The 259-nt window shown below is 38.2% G+C and carries 1 protein-coding gene; it reads right to left on the bottom strand.

The genetic code is table 11. The annotated features are described in order from the left end of the window. A partial coding sequence (locus tag ACRHNM_RS17200; protein WP_431137866.1) for a pyrroline-5-carboxylate reductase family protein occupies nt 1-259 on the bottom strand: 259 nt, incomplete at both ends.

The raw sequence follows: 259 nt of genomic DNA on the forward strand, positions 1-259 counted from the left end.
CAATAGCCCCTTCAAATGTATTACTAACTAAGACTTTAGAATCATAATCCGAGAATCCCATGTTTTGAGCAGCTTCTAACATCGACTGCATAAAATAAAAGACATAAGCAGGTCCACTACCCGAAATTCCGGTAGAGGCATCAATAAATTTTTCAGAATCTACATGGATAGATGTTCCTGTAGTGTCTAAGAGTTGACGTACCATAATTAGCTCTACACGAGATATAGCTTTAGCGCCAGTATACGAGGTTACACCTTT

Source organism: Psychroserpens mesophilus, from assembly GCF_050617655.1.
Classification (GTDB): Bacteria; Bacteroidota; Bacteroidia; order Flavobacteriales; family Flavobacteriaceae; genus Psychroserpens; species Psychroserpens mesophilus_A.